The organism is Woronichinia naegeliana WA131, from assembly GCA_025370055.1.
Classification (GTDB): Bacteria; Cyanobacteriota; Cyanobacteriia; order Cyanobacteriales; family Microcystaceae; genus Woronichinia; species Woronichinia naegeliana.
In genome coordinates, this window is record CP073041.1 from 2,027,267 (window position 1) to 2,047,512 (window position 20,246).

Sequence of the window (20,246 nt, forward strand, 5' to 3'; positions counted from 1 at the left end):
CCTGATAATTGCTCAAAAAGCGTGTTATGGAGACTAGTCTATCGAATCTGCTTTTAAAAGCATAGCTTGAGCTTGCTGACAGTCCTGAGCAATTTGGGCTTTTAAAGAATCTAGGCTTGAGAACCTTTGTTCTGGGCGTAAAAATTGCAGTAATTCAACTCTTAGTGATTGATCATACAGATTATCTGAAAAATTGAGTCGGATAGAATCTGAATTGATACCTTGCCTTCATTTGTTGTGTTAAGACTAGTCTGTAAAACCATTCTAGTTAATTTGCCAAAAAATGACAACCTAATTAAGAAGGGAAAACATTATCTCTAGCCTCAAGATTTACTATACTTAAATTAAAGCCGCCCTAGATGGTTACTGAGCCTGTCGAAGTAAGGACTGGGTTTTAAACCCATTTTTCTGATAACGTTGCCCATCACCCGCAGCAGATAACCTCTGCATCATAACTGATCAACTTTCGGCGATCGGTGGCGGTCGGTGTGCATGGGAGTTGTTAGCTTGCGTCTATTACCTTGTGAGTGGTAATCACTTAGTACTAGCTAAAGCCTGTAGGTTTTGCTCTTCGTGTCTCACCACCACCAACCGCCATCATTCAGTGGGTTTCAGATAACTCGAAGGAAATATAATTCGTCGCTGATAGTGGGGAGGATTTAGCGTCTTGAACATCTTGTCCCAAAATCCTTGAATACCATAGTTTCCTGTAAAACTAGTATGATGAAGGTCGTGAAAATCAGATGATATAAAAAATATCGACAATGAACTATGGCCTTCTAAGTTGTAAGCATTGCCTACAAGAATCCATGCACATATCTGGTTGATATCATATCCAAATATAAATACAGGAAGAAGATCTGTCACAGTAGTAACAACAAATTCAGCCCAGCTTTTGTGAGCAGCAACAAAGCTTGATGTGTCCTGAAATTCATGGTGCTTTAAATGAAACCTCAATAAAGACTTTCTGTGGAATAGCAAATGCGTTACATAGAAGCATAAATCAGCAATAACAATTCTCATTAGAAACCACCCAAAATTGAGAATTAAATCATTGCCTCTGTGAACTTCTGGTGCCAAATAAAGGACGACACAGGCTGTTATGATAGACTTTACCTCACCTAAGAAAAAGCCTTTAACAGTGAAGGAGGGAAATTGTTGTTCTTTAACTTGAGAAACTCTCGCTGTTAACTTATTTTTTAGAGAGTCGTTCCCTTTTATAAATTTCTCAATAAATAGACCAATTCCATAAAATGATAAGAAACCAGTGATCCAATACAGGATCACCTGATTCATATAGTCAACTTGTGCATTTCCCAAGACTACATAAAACACTTGTTGGAAGAACATGCAAGCAATTGCAATCTTAAGATAAAACTCAAATTCGGTCAGAATGTTAAAAATTCTATACATCCAATTATAGCGGTTTTTACCTTTGTACGGATTTTATTAAGAATTTTTCCGTATGTTATCCCAAAATGAAACAATCGCCGGAAAACTTTCCTAAGAATTACTCAAAAAGGGTGTTATAGAGACTAGTCTATCAAATCTGCTTTTAAAAGCATTGCTTGAGCTTGCTGACAGTCCTGAGCAATTTGGGCTTTTAAAGAATCCAAACCTGAGAACTTTTGTTCTGGACGTAAAAATTGCAGTAATTCAACTCTTAACGATTGATCATACAGATTATCTGAAAAATTGAAAAGATGTATTTCAGCCGTGACTTTTTGACCGTCAACAGTAGGGCGATCGCCTAAATTCATCACACCACCTAAAGGATGAGGAGAGAGACTTGGACAATGGACTCGAACACAGTAAACCCCGAAACGCGGTAAGAGTTTTTCTTCCGGCAGTGCTAGATTAGCAGTCGGAAAGCCTAGGGTTCGCCCCAGTTGTTGCCCGTAAATAACCTTTCCCACTAAACCATAGGGACGGCCTAACATCCGATTGGCCTGTTCCATATCACCGGCTGCTAAAGCAGAACGAATCAGAGAACTACTAATCCGTTGATTAGCATCCTGTTGTAATGATGTGGTAAAAACCTCAATGCCAAACTGGGCAGCGATCGCCGTTAAATCCTGGGCTGTTCCCTGACGTTGATAACCGAAACGAAAATCAGCCCCGACACTAATTTTTTGAGCCTGTAATTGTTTAAATAAAATAGTTTCGACAAATTCCTGGGGAACAAGATTGGCTAGAGCCTGACTAAAGGGCAACAATACCAACTGAGCAATCCCCAAACTTTCCAATTGGGCAACCTTTTCCTCTAGAGGTGTTAAAAGCGGCTGATGTTGACCCGTAAAAAATTGACGAGGATGGGGATTAAAGCTGACCACCGTTGGATAGGGTCTTTGATCGCCTGAATTCGCCTGATGATCAATAATTTTTTTTAAAACCTGTTGATGCCCCAAGTGAACGCCATCAAAATTGCCAAGGGCGATCGCGGTTGGAACCAGTAGTTCGTTAGTTGATGAGATGATCCACACGCCTTATATTTTGCCATAACTTGAGCGCAGGAGAGATTGAGGAGCGGAAAATGAAGAGTCTGAATACCTAAAGTTTGCCATGATAGGCCGAGCCTAAATAGAGTTCACCCACCATCGGATTATCCAATAAACTGGCTCCCGTTCCCTCTAACTTATCCTTGCCATTTTCTAAGACATAACCTCGATGGGCCATCATCAAAGCCTGTTTTGCATTTTGTTCCACTAACACGATCGCCTTACCGTTGGCATTAATGGCCTTAATTTGTTCAAACACATCTTTAACTAGGAGAGGAGAGAGAGCCGCCGAGGGTTCATCTAAAACCAATAAATCAGGATCGAGCATTAGAGCACGTCCCATTGCCAACATCTGTCGTTCGCCCCCCGATAAAGTACCTGCTTTTTGGTGACGACGCTGGGCCAACTTGGGAAACATGGTGTAAATGTTATCCTTCAAAGCTTTAGTGGAACCATTATGCAAAAAAGCCCCCATTTCTAAATTTTCTGAAACCGTTAAACTAGCAAAAACGTTAGAAACTTGAGGCACATAACACATTCCGCGCCGCACAATCTGATCCGAAGGCAAACCAGCAATACTTTCCCCTTTAAAGAAAATTTCCCCTTGACTGGGAGACAATAGACCAAAAATCGTTTTCGCTAAGGTGGATTTTCCGGCTCCATTCGGGCCAATGACCGTTACTAATTCTCCAGGCGCGATCGCAAAATTGATACCTTGCAAGATCGGTAAATCCTGCACATAACCAGCATAAACATCCTTAACTTCGAGTAAATTATTCATCCACTTTTCTATACTTGTCTATCGGACTTCTGGAGTAGTACTAAATAGGGGTTTCCTGTAAATCCGGCCGTTCTGCGGCGATAATGGCTCCTTCCACTGGGCAGACTTGCAGACAAATGCCACAGTCAATACAAACATTAAAGTCAATCCAATACCAGTTAGTGCCTTTGACATTTTTGCCTGGCCCAGGATGAATACAAGCAACAGGACAGGCATCCACACAGTCAGCAACGCCTTCACAGGTTTTCGTAACAATACTATGGGGCATAAATCTCCTTGAGATCTAAGTACGACTCATTCGCTGCTACATAAAACTAATACAAAGCGACAGATTACGTCACATTTGAGGTTTACTTCCTGCGACCACCAGAACCGTCGGCGGCACTTTGTCCACAGGCTGACACGGTATAGCCTACCGCCTGACTCGCTAGCACTTTAGCCGCATTATAATAAGTCTCTATCCATTTCTAAGCCACATTCACAACGGTAAATGCGCTCTGATAGGGATAATTCTACCTTAATTGCGCCACAGCCCGAACAAGTTTTAGAAATCGGAAAGCATCGGTCAACTATCGTCCATTTTGACCCATAAATCTCACATTTATACTCTAGCTATCTTCTTAACTCATAAAAGCCTAGTTCAGAAATTGCTTTCGCTAACATTCGATTTGCTAACATTCCTGATACATTTAGGTCTTTTATCATCAATTCTTTTCTTTTTAAACTTAGGATAACCTGTGCTTTTTAGGTTGAAGAAACGTTTAAAGCTCTCTAGGTTTTTCTATACTAGAAACAAAGAGGAATGCCATCTGCCCTTGAGTGGGATTCGTTAAGGATTAACTGACTGGAACGTTACCTAAAATACGACCATTAAGACGGCGATCGCGGCCACTTCTCTAATTATCAGAAAAATGGGCTTAAAACCCCATCGTTCTACGACGGCTCTAATTGGTTCTGAATGTATTGTTTAAGAATTTCAATAGGCGCACCACCAACGCTTGAAGCAAAATAAGAAGGACTTCATAAAGCTTCTTTACCATAAGGTTTTTGGAATCCAGACTGACCGTAACGACGACTAGAAACACCCTTGAGTGCGTTTACCATCTGAGAGATAGAGAGCTTAGGCGGAAACTCAATAAGCGCGTGAACGTGGTCAGATTCACCATTAAACTCAAGAATCTGGAAATCCATTTTCTTGGCAACCTCTCTAAAGGATTTTTCTATGACAGCAAAACTTTCTGATGTCAAAACCGCCCTACGATATTTAGTTACACAGACCAAGTGAATCTTGACACTGAAAACACTGTGACGTTCCCGTCGCAGGGCGAACGCACCCAAAAGTGGTGCACACCAAGAACGTTATAGCCCACATTTAGCAGATAATTTGTACTTAAAAGAATTTCCCAGCAGGTTTTTAGACTGGACAGTGCGAAGTTCTAGGAAAATCAACGAGTTTACTAGGGTTTCAGCCCCCAACGTCCTTCACCCCTCTTCCAGACTCACAATCGCTGAAAGGCTTTCAATGCAAGGCTTTTAGGCATTTTGTCAAAATGTCTGACAGAGAACTTCGCACTCTCCAGTTTTAGAGTAAAAAAATAATTTAGCTAGGTGCAGTCTAACTCTTGCCAGATAAGGAGTTTAGGCCTTTTTCCCAGACAATCAAGTTATGTACTGAGCAGCAGGAGATTGAAGGATACAGAACAAATGATCGAAGTATTTTGTCATTTTTCACGAATTGAAATTAAAAATAAGTTAAATTCATCTATCTTATGTACTTAAATTTAAAAATACTAAAAAGGCCGTTAATCTCTAAAAGCCTTGTCCAGTAAAGCTTTCAAAAAATATTTAAATCGTCAAAATACCTGCGGAATGTGGGTTTAAACTAAACCCGATCGCAGCGCAATGACGGCAGCTTGCACCCGATCATCCACCAATAATTTATTCATAATGCCTCGTACATGGGTTTTAATCGTATTGATACTGAGGTAAAGTTCCTCGCCAATTTCGTGATTACTTTTTCCCTGCACAATTAACCTTAAAACATCGAGTTCCCGTTCCGAAAGATGGGCCAAGGTAGGTGGAATCGGTGGATAAAGCTGATCGATCACCAGGCGAGCAATTTGCGGATCGAGATAAGTGGCCCCATCCTTAGCTGCATCAATTGCCCCTAACAATCGTTCTAAACTGGCCCCTTTAATACAATAGGCATCGGCTCCACTGGCCAGGGCAGCAATCACTTCCGTTTGTAGCGTATGGGAGGTGAGCATAACAATATGTACGTTAGGCAATTGGGTCTTAATCTGCTTGGTTGCGGCAATGCCATCCAAACCAGGCAAACCAATATCCATGAGAATGACATCAGGTTCCAGTTCCAAAGCTTGCTGAACAGCACTATAGCCATCCCCAGCTTGACCAATAACGGTGATATCAGTCCGTTCGTTGAGAGCCTGTTCTAGCCCTAACTGCATCAGAGGATCATCTTCAACAATTAAAATTCGCATAGATATCAGTCAAGGTGTGCAATTATCACCCAGGCGGGGGAAGTGAAACTATTACTAGTTTAGGCAATCTTGAAGTAGAGTGTCGGGATTAACTATTTGTTTAGTACTTTGAGGCGGTTTCCCGTTTCCTTTTGCCGACTCATCTCCCTTAGCTGCCGTCATGTTGAAAGTTTTCTACGCTTTGCTCAATCATCTCCCTGGTTTTTCAGTTGTGCGGACGGCCAGGGGAAAAGGTTGGGTTTTGGCGATCGCCTATGGAGGTCTAGGTTGGTTAGCTGTTTCTTTGGTTAGAGCCAGCATCACCACAACATTGGTCGGTTTAGTCACTGGATTGGCGATCGCGGTGACAACGGGATTATTATTATCGGCGGCCGTGACAGAACGGGAACGATTGGAAAAGCAACTGCGAAGTACCCTAGAGCGGGATAAATTGTTAGCAGAAGTGGCCCTGCGAATTTGTCAATCCCTGGATCTAGACACTATCTTTCAAACCACCGTGACAGAAGTTAGAAATTTATTACACAGCGATCGCGTTTATATTGGCTTTCTAGAAACCACAGGACAATTCACCGTTGTTGCCGAATCTCTGAATCAGCATTATCCATCCGTTTTGCAAAACCAAGCAGAAAATCCTCGCGATGAAGAAGTAGCCCATTTATTACCGCAAAAGACCTTTATTGTTGATAATATGGCTGATTTTGAGGGGGAACTATTACTGCATGATTATTATCATCGCTATGGTGTCAAAGCCGTTTTAGCAGTTCCTTTAATGGGCAAAAAAGGCCCGATTGGCTTATTAGTCAGTCATTATTGTTCCGGTCCCCGACGTTGGCAAAAGGGAGAAGTCCGTCTTCTAGAACAATTAGCGATTCAAGTGGCGATCGCCGTTCAACAGGCCCAACTTTATCAACAGGTGCAAGTTCTCAATGGCAATCTGACCCGCCAGGTACAGGAACGAACCTTAGAACTCGAAGATCGGATGTTGGAATTACAAGATCTACACCAAATGAAGGCGGTTTTTTTACAAGCGGTCTCCCACGATCTCCGCACTTCTATGATGGGGTTATTAATGTTACTTAAAAATTTACAGAACCGTTCGGGAGAAAATGTCACTCTGTCCCGCCCTATTTTAGATCGTTTAATCCAAAGTGGAGATCATCAATTACTGTTATTAAACGCCCTCTCTGAGAGTCATTTCGCTGAACATCATCCTTTGATGATTCAATCTCAACCTCTTTGTTTAAAAACCTTATTTGAGAACCTATTGGCTGACTGGCAACCTCTTTTGCAACAAAATCAGGCTCAAATTAAGCATTCTATTCCCGATCAATTTCCCTTTGTCCTAGCGGATCCCCATTATTTACGACAGGTCTTTGAAAATCTGCTCACTAATGCCCTTAAACATAACCCACCTGGCATTCAACTTTTCCTAGACGTAGTGATTAAGGGACAAATGCTGCGTTGTACCCTGCGAGATAATGGTGTTGGGATGAAAAAGGAACAATGTCAGCATCTTTTTGGACTCTATCTGCGCTCTGCCTATAATCAACGTTTAACCGGTATTGGCCTAGGCTGTTATCAATGTCGGCAAATTATTGAGGCTCATGGTGGTAAAATCGGCGTTTCCAGCACACCCCAACAGGGAACACAGTTTTGGTTTACCCTACCGCTTGCCAATGTTCAGCGATCAGCCATTTCCTAATAATAAGAATGCTCTACAGAAGAATGATTGACGACAACCAAATCCTTTTGTCTGGGTAGCGTAACCGTAAAAGTTGTTCCTTGATTTAGCTCACTAACGACCGTAATTTTGCCCCCGTAAACCTCTACACAGCGTTGTACAATGGTTAATCCCAGACCTGTCCCCGCAATATTATCCACATTTTCTGCCCGATAGAAAGGGTTAAATAGCTTCGGTAAGGCTTCGGGGGGAATGCCAATCCCTTGATCTGTAATCTGAAAAACAATGACATCTTGCTCAACCATAAGGTCAAAATAGACGACTCCTTTTGGTGCAGAGTATTTAACCGCATTGGTCAGTAAATTATTGAGAATATGCCGGACTAAATTTGTATCCCATAACTCACTGGGCAATTCTCCCAAACACCGAAAAATAATGGGACAATGACCGTAAATGGGCTGCTGACTTTGATTGATATTATCAACTAAATGGCCACAGAATTCCTCAAGGTTTAAGGGAATAAAATGGCATTTCAATTTTCCTGAATCAGAGCGTCCTAACAATAGCACTTCGGTGAGCAATTGATCCATGTCTTTGATCGCATTGCGGATCATTTGAAAATAATTGACTTGCTGTTCAGGTGTTAAGCGATCGCGGCTTTCTTCTAAGAGACCAGCCGAAAGTAAAATCGTGTTCAGTGGGTTCCGAAAGTCATGGGATAACATGGAGACAAATTCGGACTTTAACTGATTTAATTCCTGGGCTTTGGTTAATTCGGCAGTGCGTTGTTTAATACTGGCTTCTAAGGATTGGTTTTCTCGACGAAGTTTTTCGGCCACCTGCTTACGTTCAATGGCATAACAAATAGAACGAACCAGTAGTTCGAGGCTGGCATTGCGTTTAACTAAATAGTCCTGGGCTCCAGCCCGTACTGCATCCAAAGCCAAATGATCGTCGTTATGATTGGTTAATACCACAATTGGCAAATCTGGTACGGATTCCATTAAGGGAATCAGAGACGATAATCCTTCACTATCTGGTAAAGTGAGATCTAAAAGAATGACATCAAAGCGTTGTTGGGTTGCCTTTTGTAAACCATCCGCCAGTCTTTGGACATGGACAATTTCAAAGGTTTGGCCCTGAGAACCCTTTAAAATCTCCCGTAGCAGACGAGCTTCAGCCGGATTATCCTCAATTAGGAGGATATTAATACAACTAGATAACACCATAATGTTCGCTCACGCTCTATTTGTAGCGTAACGTGATTTTGAGCAATTGCCATTAAGACTTTTTCCCCAATGGCGATCGCTGAAATCCTTAAGCCTGAAGCGGCTCTGTACAATAGAAAGGTTAGTCCCAAATTTCTTGCTGACAGCACTATTCAAGTTTCTTCCTCATGGTAACTCGAACTGAAGTTAAAAACAGTAATACTTTATGGATCGTCATTGTCAATTACCGTACTGCGGCTCTGACCATTGACGGTTTACATTCCCTGGAAAATGAGGTGAAGGAACTGGGAACGGTTAAGGTTTTCATTGTTGATAACGCTTCTGGGGATGATTCCGTTGAGCAAATTCAACAGGCGATCGCTCAGAACACCTGGGGAGATTGGGCCAGTTTAATTCCCTCAGAAAAGAATGGTGGTTTTGCCTTTGGGAATAATTTGGTCATTCAAAAAGCTCTTCATGCCAGTGATTCTCCTCAGTATCTTCTGTTGCTTAATCCTGATACGATTGTCCGGCCCCAAGCTCTAACCCATTTACTGGATTTCATGAATGCCAACCCCAGGGTCGGTATTGCCGGTAGTCGCTTGGAAGATCCCGATGGCACACCTCAACGATCTGCTTTTCGCTTTCATTCTTTCCTCAGTGAATGGGATGCCGGATTAAGTTTAGGAATCATCTCTTACCTACTCCGCCTTTGGATTGTCGCTCGTCCCGTTCCCGATCAGGCCTGTCAAACCGATTGGGTCTCTGGAGCCAGCATGATCATTCGACGCGAGGTTTTTGAAACGGTGGGATTGATGGATGAGGATTATTTTATGTACTATGAAGAAGTGGATTTTTGTTTACAGGCCAGTAAAAAGGGATGGCCTTGTTGGTATGTACCTGCCAGTCGGGTTGTCCATCTCGTCGGCCAAAGTTCTGGGGTCAATCAGCCAGGAGTGGAAAAAAAACGACAACCCACCTATTGGTTTGAATCTCGCCGTCGCTACTTTGTTAAAAATTATGGTTTGCTCTATGCCATCCTGGTCGATTTTCTCTGGTTGACAGGATTTTTGACTTGGCGTGGCCGCATCTTTTTTCAACGCAAACCGGATTCTTATCCCCCTTACTTTCTAACTGATTTCGTCCGTAATAGTGTTCTGACTCGATTGGGGAGCAATATCAATGTCTAGTTCTTTTGTCGTTGGGGTGGTGGTTATTGGCCGCAATGAAGGCGATCGCCTGAAACAATGTTTATTGTCTTTATTGCCGCAGACTTCCCAGATTGTCTATGTGGATTCGGGTTCAACGGATGGCAGTGTGGAGTTAGCCCAGTCTTTAAACGTGGAAGTTGTTGCTCTAGACATGTCCATTCCCTTTACAGCAGCCCGTGCTAGAAATACCGGAGTAGAAAGATTGATTAGCCTGAATGCCGAGATCCAATATGTCCAGTTTGTGGACGGAGATTGTGAAGTACTGCCCCATTGGCTACAGCAGGCGAGAAAAACCCTAGATGAAAATCCCAAGGTCGTTGCTGTTTCAGGCCGACTCACCGAAAGATTTCCCCAGAAAACCCTTTACAACTATTTAGTGAATATGGAGTGGCAAGCTCCCTTCGGTGAAGTACTTTCCTGTGGGGGACTGTCTATGATGCGAATTGAGGCTCTGCAAGCAGTGGGAGGTTTCAATGCCTCTCTAATCGCTGGGGAAGAACCAGAATTATGTATTCGTCTGCGGGAAAAGGGAGGGAAAATTCTGCGGATTGATGCTGATATGGCTCTCCATGATGCAGACATGACTCAATTTAGCCAATGGTGGAAGCGTAATGTTCGAGGCGGTCACAGTTTTGCCCAGGTGATTTCTGTCCATTCCCAAACGCCTAAACTTTACCAACATAAAGAAAGACGTAGTATCTGGCTTTGGGCTTTTACGGTTCCCCTTTTGGCCCTAGGACTCAGTTGGTTGACTCATGGTTGGAGTTTATTACTTTTTAGTGGTTATGGGGTATTAATTTGGCGTATTTATCGCTATCAACGGAGTCAATCTTTTACCCATAAAGACGCTTTAATCTATGCTATTTTTTGCTTGTTAGGTCGTTTTCCGCAATTGCAAGGCCAGTTGATTTTCTATCGCAATGCTTGGCTTGGTAAAAGAGCGACACTCATTGAGTACAAAGGCCCGAATACAACGCCCATACCAAAGAACAATTGACCCGATTTTTGCAATTTAATTATTCCTCGATAGTCTGTCCTCGTAAAAATACTGACGTATTTACTTGACTTACGGACTTATCTTGCCAACACTAAAGCCATTATTTATCTAAATTTATTACAAAACTGGACAGTGCGAAGTTCTAGGAAAATCAACGAGTTTACTAGGGTTTCAGCCCCCAACGCCCTTCTACCCTCTTCCAGACTCACAATCGCTGAAACCCTTTCAATGCAAGGCTTTTAGGCATTTTATCAAAATGTCTGACAGAGAACTTCGCACTCTCCAGTTACAAAAAATATACTCGATCAATGACATGTGTGGCTTATGATAGAAGTTAAGTAGATCGGTAATTACATAAGGGAAGGTTCGGAAATGGCAATCAGGCAAGTCAATGTACTCAATACAATGATCAATAACTTTTCCATGCGAGAACTGTTAGAAAAGTTAAATCGAACTGGGGGCGTAGTCGTCACCCCTAATATTGATCATTTGATGAAATTAAAGACTGATCGCTGTCTCCAGAAAGCTTACCTCAATGCCGAATACTGTGTCTGTGATAGTAAAATTATTCAATATGCCTCTTACTTTTTAGGCACCCCCATTCGAGAAAAAATTTCTGGTTCAGATTTATTCCCCGCTTTTTACCAATACAACAAAGATAATACCAACACTACAATTTTTCTGTTGGGAGCGGAAGACGGTGTAGCTCATCAGGCTCAGGTAAAGATCAATCAAAAAGTCGGCCGTCAAATGATTGTGGACGTTTATTCTCCTCCCTTTGGTTTTGAGAAGGATGAACAGGAATGTCAAGCTATTATTCAGCGTATTAAGGATTCGGGCGCAACGGTTCTGGCAGTTGGTCTTGGCGCGCCTAAGCAGGAAAAATGGATTGCCCAATATCGGGAGCAATTACCGACGATTAAAATTTTCTTGGCGATCGGGGCCACCATTGATTTTGAGGCTGGCTATAAACCGCGATCGCCGAAGTGGATGAGTGAAGTAGGGCTGGAATGGTTATACCGTCTGTTATCGGAACCTCGACGCTTATGGAAACGGTATTTAGTTGATAGTCTGCCCTTTTTCTGGCTAATCCTTAAACAAAAATTTGAGCAACACCCCCAGGAGCTATCTGGCCTGGGTGCGACCTCTAGTTGATATTAAATAAGGTTTTTAAAAAGTTTACTGGACATCGATTTTTCAATCAATCGTAACATACGATGTTCTGAAGTATCTACCGGCAAAAGGACTCATTAAACAAGGATTTATCAATTAGAGGTCACACCCTCTGGCCTTGCCGTGCAATCAAGTCAGGAAACAATCTAAGGGGGATTGACTTGGGAGAAAGTCTAAAATCATGGCATAGACTCTGGGTCTGGAATCGTCTCCAGGGTCTTACCTAACTTTAAACGGGCCATTTGCCAAGCCTGTAAAGATTGCCGGAAGCCTGGGCTTTCATAGCGTTTCATGCCGGTGATCAGGGCTTGAAAATAGCCTAAAACAATAAATAAGCCGCCGATCAGCCAGGGTTTTTCAACCGTTCGATAAAGACCGATCGCAAAAATATAGAGGGGATGGGTTCCCATAAAATACTGTCCTCGTCCCCAGCGTAGGCGGCCCGTTAATACGCCCTGGTGGGAAGATCCCATCAAACGTTGGTGAATAAAATTCAAATCTGGATCTTCGAGACTGCGAGTACGCCAGCCCGCCATCCGCGCTTTATGGAACGCAATGCCATCCCAATGCACCTCTCGCACAAAACCGCCAATCTCTTCAAAACATTGCCGACGATAGAAGTTAATCTGGCCAGCGACCATCTCATCGGCAGTACGTTCAATCACTAATTTGCCATTTTCCTCTAGGAAGGGTTTCCCACTGGCAGCCCCTAAATAGCGATCGCTGGCGAACAACGCCATCAGACGTTCAAAATAGCGCGGCCCAAAGGCAATGTCACCGTCCATCTTGCCAATAAAATCATAGTCCTGGGTTTTTAATCGCTCATAGCCATAGTAAAAAGCTTCTACCACCCCTGGCCCCACCGAGCGTATGCCTCGATCCGGCTTATTTTCAATATGAATCCAGGGATAACTTTGAGCCGCAGCTTCGAGAATAGCCAAAGTATTATCCGTTGAACCGTCATTGACCACGAGCCACTCAAGGGGCTGAACAGTTTGATTAACCAAAGACTCAATCACCTTGGGCAGAAAAACCTCCTCATTTCTAACCGGAGAAATCAAGACAATACGAGTATCCATTCTATTTACTAGTCCTTAATATTCAGACATCAGAAAACCAAAGCCTTATCCTCCAGAGGATGGTATTCAGACACAATTTGACGCAATTGATCCCCTTCAATCGTTTCTTGATCAATTAACAGATCTACCAGACGATCCATCAGAAAGCGATTTTCTTCCAAAATGTTTTTGGCTTGCTGGTGGGCAGCTTCCACAATTTGGCGAATTTCTAGATCAATGCGAGTGGCAATTTCTTCGGAATATTCGGCCCTGCGCCCCCAATCACCCCCTAGATAGTTATTATCATTTTCCCCTTCCAGGGCCACTAACCCTAACTCTGACATTCCCAGGCGCGTGACCATTTGGCGGGCTAAGTAGGTGATTTTCTCTATGTCATTGCTGGCTCCTGTGGTGATTTCGGCTTCTCCAAAGATCACTTCTTCGGCAACCCGTCCCCCTAATAAACCGGCAATCCGGGCTAAAAGTTGCGATCGCGTAATTAAGCCTTGATCTTCATCCGGCGTAAACCAGGTTAACCCCCTGGCCTGTCCCCTGGGAATCAGAGTCACCTTTTCAACCGGATCATGACCCTCATAAATCGTGCCAATTAGAGCATGGCCAACTTCGTGGTAGGCAATTAAGCGTTTACTTTTGCCATCCACCAGAGGCGTGCCTTCCATACCAGCCACCACCCGATCAATGGCATCATTGATTTCCATCATCGTAATGGCTTCTTTGCGACGACGAGCCGTAAAAATCGCCGCTTCATTGAGGACATTGGCTAAATCGGCCCCCGTAAAGCCTGGCGTGCGACGAGCGATCGTGCCTAAATCCACCTCTGCCTCAATCTTTTTATTCTGGGCGTGAATTTCCAGAATTTTATGACGACCATTGAGGTCTGGATAATCTACGACTACTTGACGGTCAAAACGTCCCGGACGCAGGAGAGCTAAATCAAGTACATCAGGACGGTTGGTCGCGGCAATGACGATAATACCGGAATTCCCTTCAAAACCGTCCATTTCCGTTAGCAGTTGATTTAAGGTTTGTTCCCGTTCATCATTACCGCCGCCATAGCCCACTCCCCGTTGACGACCCACTGCATCAATTTCATCAATAAAGACTAAACAGGGCGCGTTTTCCTTGGCCTTCTTAAATAAGTCTCGTACTCGTGAAGCCCCGACTCCGACAAACATTTCCACAAATTCTGAGCCAGAAATGCTAAAAAACGGCACACTCGCTTCTCCGGCGATCGCCTTAGCTAAAAGGGTTTTCCCTGTTCCAGGTGGCCCAATCAAAAGAACGCCCCTGGGAATTTTGGCTCCGATCGCCGTAAATTTTTCAGGCTGTTTAAGGAAAGTTACCACCTCTTGTAACTCTTCCTTCGCTTCATCAATCCCGGCCACATCATCAAAGCCAATTCCCGTTTTAGACTCCATCTGGAAGCGAGCGCGGGACTTACCAAAACTCATGGCTTGGCCCGAAATATTGGCAGAACGGCGGATTACCATGACCACCAAACCAATCAGAATCGCCACAATAAAAACATGGGTTAATAGACTCACTAAGGCCGAATTATCTGCCGTGTGCCGGATCCCCCAATTGACCTGACTATTTTTGAGTACTTCAACCAGTTCAGGATTGTTTTTAAATAGTCTTACTGTCTTTGGATCACTATTGGCCGGTTGATTCTTCAGCGTTACTTTCGCTTTTTGTAGCATCGGATCGATTTCGACCTTAGCCACCTGACCGCTCTTGATATCCTTGACCAGTTCTCCATAGGTCATCGTATGGCTATCGGCGGGTGGGTCGATAGTTTTTGGTTTTTCCTGGGCCAGACTGGGTGTCGCCGTCAGGAAAGTCGGCACCAGTAAAACACTAATCAGCCATCGATGCCAAAAACGGTTTGAGCTAATAGAACGAAATAACTGACCTTGAGCAAAACCTTTCATCATCTAACCGTAAGGGAAAATGTCATTGCCTTTATGATAACCTGCTCAGAAAATTGGGGAGAGAGATTTAAGATAGCCCTATTTCTCTTTGGTATGGAGCGATATTTGTACTGACTTTTCTGAGACAAGGCCAAACTATTCTGTGCGATCCACACTGCCAAAGAAAATCGGTTCCACACGGATGGCAAGAATAGTGGCAGGGCGAACTACCATATATTCCCCTTGAATATTTTTGATCGGAACAGTAATAAATTCCTGGGAATCATATTTCGGCACAACGTCTTTGCTGTACCATTGTTGGAATTCTTGAATATTGGTAAACCTTACCTCTTCCCGATGACCACCGGCCAAGAGAAGATGGATCGCATATTCGTCTGGTTTTTTCGGCATCGTTAATCCCGATAACGCTTTGCTTACGATTATGACGGATCGGGGGAGCAATTTGAACTGGGATCAGTGAGTTTCCGATCAACTAGAGAGCCTGGCTGTTTATTGATCCCCAGAGAGTTTTGATCGTTAGCAAATTTTTAACAATATTGACTAATATCTTCACCTAACTGATCAGCAAGATAGGATAGGGCCCGGAAGCGCAGCATCATCAACTCATCGTAAAAAGGATTTAGCTTACAGAGAGGCGGAATAGTAAGTACTGTTCGTCCCCCAAAGGTAATTTTTCGGGCAAAGGGACATTGGGCAGGGATCAGTTGACAAAGACGATGGGCTAGAGCAGGGCTAACAACTTCTAGGTTATTCAGGTAGTTCCTGATGGGCATCAACAGAGGGGGAAAGAATGAATGGGGAAGTGATGAAGTTGAAGACTGACAGGGGGGAGAATCCATTAGCCAGGTCGTAAAGATTAAATGGCGAATGGTTTGATCGCTAACACTCATGGGGGTTGATCTCACTTGAAATTGTGGAGTCAGAGACAATTCTAGAAACAAATGATTTGACAAAAATCAGAAATGTGAGGAAAAGATTATTGTCCTTTCTGGTGATAGCACAAAGTTCTCGGAAAAAGTCAGAAAAGCTCGACTTAGTGAGAAAAACTCATCATTGAGGGGGTAAGGATAGAAAAAGTGCTATAGCAGATAATCATTATTAGCTTAGAGTTGCCTCTTTCCTTTGATCATGGCCTAGCTTGCCGGCGACGGAAGTGAGATAGATCACCAACAGATAGTTAATTTAGATAGGGCAGGGTGTAGGCGATCGCTTTACGGGAAAGAGGTTTGACCCTTGTGTATCAACTTTGAGAATTCCAGACGGGGGTGAATATCGCTATATTTAATCGGGGATAACCGCAATGCAGTCAATTTCGACCCAAACATCCTTGGGCAGTCGTGCCACTTCTACACAGGCCCGGGCTGGAGCGGTTGCTTCCTCAAAATAGGTGGCATAAACCTGATTCATCGCGACAAAATGCCCTAAATCTTGGAGAAAAACTGTAGTTTTAACGACATCAGACCAGGTGGCTCCTGCTTGGGTCAAAATGGCCTCTAGATTAGCCATGACCTGTTGGGTTTGTTGCCCAATGTCTTCTTTACCAATAATTTCGCCACTGTGAGGATCCAGGGGAATCTGACCTGCAACAAATAACAGTTTTCCCTGGACTGCGATCGCTTGATTGTAGGGGCCAACGGGAGCAGGGGCTTGGGTGGTTTGAATAATTTCTTTCATGATTGATTCAGATGAGAAAAAAAGGAAACAACGGGTAAGGCGATCGCTTCAGAGGGCATTCGGTTTCCCAGTGTTTGGTTCTACCAGACGGCGATCGTGAAATGAATGGCAAACCTTGACCAGTTACTAAACTTCACATTAAATCCCGTCCGAACCGAAAACAAAAGCTTTACAATTAAATATTTGCTGCGGTTGTTACCGAAGATGCTCCCCCGTAGGCAACATTTATGCTTAATCCAAACTTGACGGAGATTGAACTCTCTAAAGACGACTACCAACGTTATTCCCGCCACATTATCTTGCCAGAAGTTGGGCTGGACGGACAAAAACGGATCAAGGCCGCCAGTGTACTCTGCGTGGGTACGGGTGGACTGGGTTCGCCTCTTTTATTATATTTAGCAGCGGCCGGGGTAGGCCGCATTGGCATTGTGGATTTTGACATTGTTGACCACTCCAATCTGCAACGTCAAATTATTCATGGAACCTCCTGGGTCGGTAAGCCTAAAATTGAATCGGCCAAAAATCGGATTTTAGAAATTAATCCCTACTGTCAGGTGGACTTGTACGAAACCCAACTCAGTTCCGTTAATGCTCTAGAGATTATCAAACCCTACGATATCGTGATTGATGGTACAGATAATTTCCCCACCCGTTATCTGACCAATGATGCCTGTGTTTTATTGGATAAACCCAATATTTACGGTTCTATCTTCCGTTTTGAAGGCCAAGCCACTGTCTTTAACTATCAGGGTGGCCCCAACTACCGCGATCTTTATCCCGAACCACCACCACCAGGCATGGTTCCTTCCTGTGCGGAGGGAGGGGTTCTAGGCGTATTACCAGGAATTGTGGGAACGATCCAAGCCACAGAAGCGATCAAAATTATTTTGGGTGCTCCCCATACCCTCAGTGGCCGTCTCCTCCTTTTCAATGCCTGGGAGATGAAGTTTCGGGAATTAAAACTGCGACCCGATCCTGAACGTCCCGTGATCACAGAACTGATTGATTATGAACAATTCTGTGGCATTCCCCAGGCTAAAGCCGCCGAAGCCGCCGAAAAATCTGCCTTAGCCGAAATGACCGTTTTGGAGTTAAAAGCCTTAATAGACAATGGGCCCCAGGACTTTGTGCTCATTGATGTTCGTAATCCCAATGAATATGACATTGCTCGTATTCCAGGTTCGGTACTGATTCCCTTACCCGACATTGAAAAAGGGCCAGGAGTTGAGAAAGTACGAGAATTACTGAACGGTCATCGTCTCATTGCTCACTGTAAGATGGGGGGGCGATCGGCCAAAGCCTTGTCTATTCTCAAGGAAGCGGGCATTGAAGGGATTAATGTCAAAGGTGGCATTAGTGCCTGGAGCCAAGAAGTTGATCCTAGTGTGACTCAGTATTAATCTGTTGGGCTTGGGAATTTTAGGAGGTTGGCTCAGTCCCTGTTTTAGGGAAATCTAGCTTCCCTGCTTTTTTTGAGCTTGGCGTTTGAGCTTGGCGATCGCAGTTATCTCTCAAACCCAAGCTTGCCGAATGTCCCTTAGACTCGTTACACTGCTTAAAAATATCCTCACTTTCAAGGGATAATAGAAAAAATCTAACGCTGTCAGCCTTCTGCTTTTAACCTAAAGGTAGAAACTCGCAACGCATTGTCACGTAACTAAATCACTCAATTTAGTAAAGCGTCTCTAAAGACACTAAAAATTATCCGTTACTAGAAGGAGCGCCAATGGGACTACCTTGGTATCGAGTTCACACCGTTGTCCTGAATGATCCAGGACGTTTAATTTCTGTTCACCTCATGCACACTGCTCTGGTAGCAGGTTGGGCTGGTTCAATGGCTCTCTATGAGCTAGCTATTTTTGATCCCAGCGATGCGGTTCTAAACCCCATGTGGCGACAAGGGATGTTTGTTCTTCCCTTCATGGCACGTCTGGGCGTAACTTCCTCCTGGGGAGGATGGAGCGTCACCGGAGAAACCGGAGTTGATCCTGGCTTCTGGTCTTTTGAAGGCGTAGCGGCTGCCCATATTGTTCTTTCTGGTTTGCTCTTTTTAGCGGCTGTTTGGCACTGGGTATTTTGGGATTTAGAACTCTTTGTCGATCCTCGCACTGGTGAATCGGCGCTGGATTTACCCAAAATGTTTGGGATTCACCTGTTCTTATCTGGTCTTCTCTGTTTTGGCTTTGGAGCTTTCCACCTCACTGGGGTGTGGGGCCCCGGAATGTGGGTCTCTGATCCCTATGGTCTGACGGGCCATGTTCAACCCGTTGCACCGGAGTGGGGGCCATCGGGCTTTAACCCCTTTAATCCAGGGGGTGTGGTTGCTCACCATATTGCAGCAGGAATTGTTGGTATTATTGCAGGTCTATTCCACTTAACAGTGCGTCCTCCTGAACGGCTCTATAAAGCCCTGAAAATGGGAAATATTGAAACCGTACTTTCCAGTAGTATTGCGGCAGTTTTCTTTGCTGCTTTTGTCGTCGCGGGAACCATGTGGTATGGCAATGCCACCACTCCGATCGAACTCTTTGGCCCGACCCGTTATCAATGGGATAAGGGCTATTTCCAAGCAGAGATTCAACATCGTGTTGACGTGAAGCTGGCTGAAGGGGCTTCTCTGTCAGAGGCTTGGTCAACTATTCCTGAAAAACTCGCTTTCTATGATTATGTGGGTAATAGCCCTGCTAAGGGAGGATTATTCCGTACTGGAGCGATGGATAGTGGAGATGGTATTGCGAAAACCTGGGCAGGCCACCCTGTTTTCAAAGATAAAGAAGGTCGGGAATTAACCGTGCGTCGGATGCCCAACTTCTTTGAAACTTTCCCCATTATCATGACTGATGCGGATGGCGTGGTTCGTGCTGATATTCCCTTCCGTCGTGCAGAATCGAAATTCTCGGTTGAACAAACCGGCGTAACCGTTTCTGTCTATGGTGGTGAATTAGATGGTCAAACCTTCTCTGACGCTTCTTCTGTGAAGAAATTTGCCCGTAAAGCTCAGTTAGGGGAAGCTTTCGACTTTGACCGCGAAACTCTCAACTCGGATGGGGTATTCCGCACTAGCCCTCGTGGTTGGTTTACCTTTGGTCACGCAGTATTTGCGTTGCTGTTCTTCTTTGGCCATATTTGGCATGGTTCTCGGACTATTTTCCGCGATGTATTTGCCGGTGTGGAAATTGAGGAAGAACAAGTGGAATGGGGTCTGTTCCAGAAAGTGGGTGATAAGACCACTCGTACGAGTAGTGAAGCTTAATTTTCTAACTTGAGGTGAATATCCTCAACTAGGGATAGTAATCTGAATGTGGGTTGCTGTCCCTTTTCTTTGAACATTTTTTAGTTAGGGTCTGCTGAAAAAGTCAACAAAACGAACCTAGAGGGTGCGAACTCTAATTGATAAAATAACTATTTTAGCGGCATTAATTGCAGGAGCAGCTAAGTTATTTGGCGTATTACCCAAAGGTTAACTTTTGAAACGAGAGGCAATCGCGGTTTCAATAGATAACGGAGGTTTA

General features: G+C 44.0%; 18 protein-coding genes and 1 pseudogene. 6 read left to right on the forward strand and 13 right to left on the reverse strand.

Annotated elements, in window-relative coordinates:
* Window positions 1–33: 33 nt before the first annotated feature.
* From KA717_10380 to KA717_10410, 7 genes and pseudogenes are all read right to left on the reverse strand, one after another.
* Window positions 34–150, reverse strand: coding sequence for a riboflavin kinase (locus KA717_10380; protein ID UXE64619.1), 117 nt, complete (start codon window positions 148–150; stop codon window positions 34–36).
* A gap of 447 nt (window positions 151–597) precedes the next feature.
* Window positions 598–1,413 (reverse strand): sterol desaturase family protein, encoded by an 816-nt coding sequence (locus KA717_10385; protein UXE63036.1) that lies wholly within the window; start codon window positions 1,411–1,413, stop codon window positions 598–600.
* Window positions 1,414–1,535: 122 nt separating this feature from the next.
* Window positions 1,536–2,483 (reverse strand): bifunctional riboflavin kinase/FAD synthetase, encoded by a 948-nt coding sequence (locus KA717_10390; GenBank protein UXE63037.1) that lies wholly within the window; start codon window positions 2,481–2,483, stop codon window positions 1,536–1,538.
* Between the two features lie 67 nt (window positions 2,484–2,550).
* Window positions 2,551–3,279, reverse strand: a complete 729-nt coding sequence (locus KA717_10395; protein UXE63038.1) for an ABC transporter ATP-binding protein — start codon at window positions 3,277–3,279, stop codon at window positions 2,551–2,553.
* A gap of 40 nt (window positions 3,280–3,319) precedes the next feature.
* Window positions 3,320–3,547: a ferredoxin family protein gene (locus tag KA717_10400; GenBank protein ID UXE63039.1), complete on the reverse strand. Its 228-nt coding sequence runs from the start codon at window positions 3,545–3,547 to the stop codon at window positions 3,320–3,322.
* Between the two features lie 665 nt (window positions 3,548–4,212).
* Window positions 4,213–4,617 (reverse strand): annotated as a pseudogene (gene tnpA / locus KA717_10405) (IS200/IS605 family transposase).
* Between the two features lie 539 nt (window positions 4,618–5,156).
* Window positions 5,157–5,780 (reverse strand): response regulator transcription factor, encoded by a 624-nt coding sequence (locus tag KA717_10410; protein UXE63040.1) that lies wholly within the window; start codon window positions 5,778–5,780, stop codon window positions 5,157–5,159.
* A gap of 160 nt (window positions 5,781–5,940) precedes the next feature.
* Here KA717_10410 and KA717_10415 point away from each other — a divergent pair, with 160 nt between their 5' ends.
* Entirely contained in the window at window positions 5,941–7,482 is a 1,542-nt protein-coding gene (locus KA717_10415; GenBank protein ID UXE63041.1) for a GAF domain-containing sensor histidine kinase, read from the forward strand.
* On the opposite strand, the gene KA717_10420 is transcribed toward KA717_10415, so the two are convergent.
* Window positions 7,479–8,690, reverse strand: coding sequence for a hybrid sensor histidine kinase/response regulator (locus tag KA717_10420; GenBank protein UXE63042.1), 1,212 nt, complete (start codon window positions 8,688–8,690; stop codon window positions 7,479–7,481). The genes KA717_10415 and KA717_10420 overlap by 4 nt on opposite strands.
* Window positions 8,691–8,857: 167 nt before the next feature.
* Between KA717_10420 and KA717_10425 the strand changes: the two genes are divergently transcribed.
* The 3 genes from KA717_10425 to KA717_10435 all read left to right on the forward strand — a co-directional run bounded on the left by KA717_10425 (window position 8,858) and on the right by KA717_10435 (window position 12,032).
* Window positions 8,858–9,859 carry a glycosyltransferase family 2 protein gene (locus KA717_10425; GenBank protein ID UXE63043.1) on the forward strand — a complete coding sequence of 334 codons (1,002 nt, stop codon included), beginning with the start codon at window positions 8,858–8,860 and terminating at the stop codon, window positions 9,857–9,859.
* The gene (locus tag KA717_10430) at window positions 9,852–10,877 is read left to right on the forward strand and encodes a glycosyltransferase family 2 protein (protein ID UXE63044.1); all 1,026 of its coding nucleotides are present in this window, start codon (window positions 9,852–9,854) and stop codon (window positions 10,875–10,877) included. The genes KA717_10425 and KA717_10430 overlap by 8 nt, the downstream gene beginning before the upstream one ends.
* 372 nt (window positions 10,878–11,249) lie before the next feature.
* Entirely contained in the window at window positions 11,250–12,032 is a 783-nt protein-coding gene (locus KA717_10435) for a WecB/TagA/CpsF family glycosyltransferase (protein UXE63045.1), read from the forward strand.
* Window positions 12,033–12,229: 197 nt separating this feature from the next.
* On the opposite strand, the gene KA717_10440 is transcribed toward KA717_10435, so the two are convergent.
* The 5 genes from KA717_10440 to KA717_10460 all read right to left on the reverse strand — a co-directional run bounded on the left by KA717_10440 (window position 12,230) and on the right by KA717_10460 (window position 16,737).
* Window positions 12,230–13,129, reverse strand: a complete 900-nt coding sequence (locus KA717_10440; protein UXE63046.1) for a glycosyltransferase family 2 protein — start codon at window positions 13,127–13,129, stop codon at window positions 12,230–12,232.
* Window positions 13,130–13,158: 29 nt separating this feature from the next.
* Window positions 13,159–15,060 carry an ATP-dependent zinc metalloprotease FtsH gene (ftsH, locus tag KA717_10445; protein ID UXE64620.1) on the reverse strand — a complete coding sequence of 634 codons (1,902 nt, stop codon included), beginning with the start codon at window positions 15,058–15,060 and terminating at the stop codon, window positions 13,159–13,161.
* 135 nt (window positions 15,061–15,195) lie between these two features.
* On the reverse strand, window positions 15,196–15,450 hold the full coding sequence (locus tag KA717_10450) for a hypothetical protein (GenBank protein ID UXE63047.1): 255 nt from the start codon (window positions 15,448–15,450) through the stop codon (window positions 15,196–15,198).
* Between the two features lie 137 nt (window positions 15,451–15,587).
* On the reverse strand, window positions 15,588–15,833 hold the full coding sequence (locus tag KA717_10455) for a Mo-dependent nitrogenase C-terminal domain-containing protein (GenBank protein UXE63048.1): 246 nt from the start codon (window positions 15,831–15,833) through the stop codon (window positions 15,588–15,590).
* Between the two features lie 508 nt (window positions 15,834–16,341).
* On the reverse strand, window positions 16,342–16,737 hold the full coding sequence (locus KA717_10460; protein ID UXE64621.1) for a RidA family protein: 396 nt from the start codon (window positions 16,735–16,737) through the stop codon (window positions 16,342–16,344).
* Window positions 16,738–16,961: 224 nt separating this feature from the next.
* Here KA717_10460 and moeB point away from each other — a divergent pair, with 224 nt between their 5' ends.
* Entirely contained in the window at window positions 16,962–18,134 is a 1,173-nt protein-coding gene (moeB, locus tag KA717_10465; protein UXE63049.1) for a molybdopterin-synthase adenylyltransferase MoeB, read from the forward strand.
* A gap of 326 nt (window positions 18,135–18,460) precedes the next feature.
* Window positions 18,461–19,987 carry a photosystem II chlorophyll-binding protein CP47 gene (psbB, locus tag KA717_10470; GenBank protein UXE63050.1) on the forward strand — a complete coding sequence of 509 codons (1,527 nt, stop codon included), beginning with the start codon at window positions 18,461–18,463 and terminating at the stop codon, window positions 19,985–19,987.
* Window positions 19,988–20,246 lie beyond the last annotated feature (259 nt).